Raw genomic sequence first — 1512 nt, 5'->3', positions numbered from 1 at the left:
GTGGAGTCGTCCTTGGGATACCACCCTGACATTACTGAAGTTCTAACTGGCGGCCATGAATCTGGTCACAGGACATTGTTAGGTGGGCAGTTTGACTGGGGCGGTCGCCTCCTAAAAAGTAACGGAGGCGCCCAAAGGTTCCCTCAGAACGGTCGGAAATCGTTCGTAGAGTGCAAAGGCATAAGGGAGCCTGACTGCGAGACATACAGGTCGAGCAGGGACGAAAGTCGGGCTTAGTGATCCGGTGGTACCTCGTGGGAGGGCCATCGCTCAACGGATAAAAGCTACCTCGGGGATAACAGGCTGATCTCCCCCAAGAGTTCACATCGACGGGGAGGTTTGGCACCTCGATGTCGGCTCGTCGCATCCTGGGGCTGAAGTAGGTCCCAAGGGTTGGGCTGTTCGCCCATTAAAGCGGCACGCGAGCTGGGTTCAGAACGTCGTGAGACAGTTCGGTCCCTATCCGTCGCGGGCGTAGGAAATTTGAGAGGAGCTGTCCTTAGTACGAGAGGACCGGGATGGACTGACCTCTGGTGCACCAGTTGTTCTGCCAAGAGCATAGCTGGGTAGCTAAGTCGGGAAGGGATAAATACTGAAAGCATCTAAGTATGAAGCCCCCCTCAAGATGAGATTTCCCATAGCGTAAGCTAGTAAGTTCCCTTCGAGAACAGGAGGTTGATAGGTCAGAGGTGTACGCATGGTAACATGTTTAGCTGACTGATACTAATAGAACGAGGGCTTGACCAAAAAGAAAAAGGCAAATATATATGTGTAATTTTTAGAGAATAATTTCTCAAAAATCTGGTGATGATGCTCTTTAAGGTAACACCCGTTCCCATTCCGAACACGAAGGTTAAGCTTTTAGAGGCCGATGGTACTGCACGGGTAGCTGTGTGGGAGAGTAGGTGGTTGCCAGGTCTATATAAGGTAAAAAGTACTTGTAGTAATACAAGTACTTTTTTGCTATATAGAAATTTAATATACCAATAGAAGGTAGACTTAAGTTTAAAGTAGATAATTATATTTTTAATTTACAATGTATAATAACTAATTAATTTGCTAGTTAATTTCATTAAAAATGTTTTAAAACAAATAAACTTCACCTAGTGTATCGATAAAATAATTACATAGAAAAGTGTAGAAAAATAAAGAATTATAAATATAAGTTCTAATAAAATGAATAATATAATTTTATCAACTATTTTATTATGTTAGAATAAGATACGTTAATGACACGACATAAAACGACAAAGAATTTAGAAAATAAATTTTTTAGAAGATAAAAAAGTTATTGACATAACATTAAAAAGCTGTTAAACTGAATAAGTTGTTTAAAGGCAACTTGTTAAAAGGTCTTTGAAAATTAAACAGAAGAAATTAAGTAAACCAGCAATTCTTTTTATGTTTTAAGCTTAAGATTAAACTTTTAAATTGAGAGTTTGATCCTGGCTCAGGATGAACGCTGGCGGCGTGCCTAACACATGCAAGTCGAGCGATGAAGTTTCCTTCGGG

The 1512-nt window shown here is 40.9% G+C and carries 1 rRNA gene and 3 other annotated features; the gene reads left to right on the top strand.

The features are described from left to right. The first annotated feature begins 106 nt into the window (after window positions 1–106). Window positions 107–275, top strand: a sequence feature (23S ribosomal RNA rRNA prediction is too short). A 19-nt stretch (window positions 276–294) separates the two neighbouring features. After that, window positions 295–454: a sequence feature (23S ribosomal RNA rRNA prediction is too short), on the top strand. Between the two features lie 19 nt (window positions 455–473). Then, window positions 474–735, top strand: a sequence feature (23S ribosomal RNA rRNA prediction is too short). A gap of 65 nt (window positions 736–800) precedes the next feature. Next, window positions 801–918 (top strand): 5S ribosomal RNA (gene rrf, locus BN8917_RS14870). Window positions 919–1512 lie beyond the last annotated feature (594 nt).

This window comes from Clostridium mediterraneense (assembly GCF_900091705.1).
In the GTDB taxonomy this organism is placed as follows: Bacteria; Bacillota; Clostridia; order Clostridiales; family Clostridiaceae; genus Sarcina; species Sarcina mediterraneense.
Note: the sequence above shows the minus strand (reverse complement) of the source record. Positions and strands in the feature narration are given on the sequence as shown.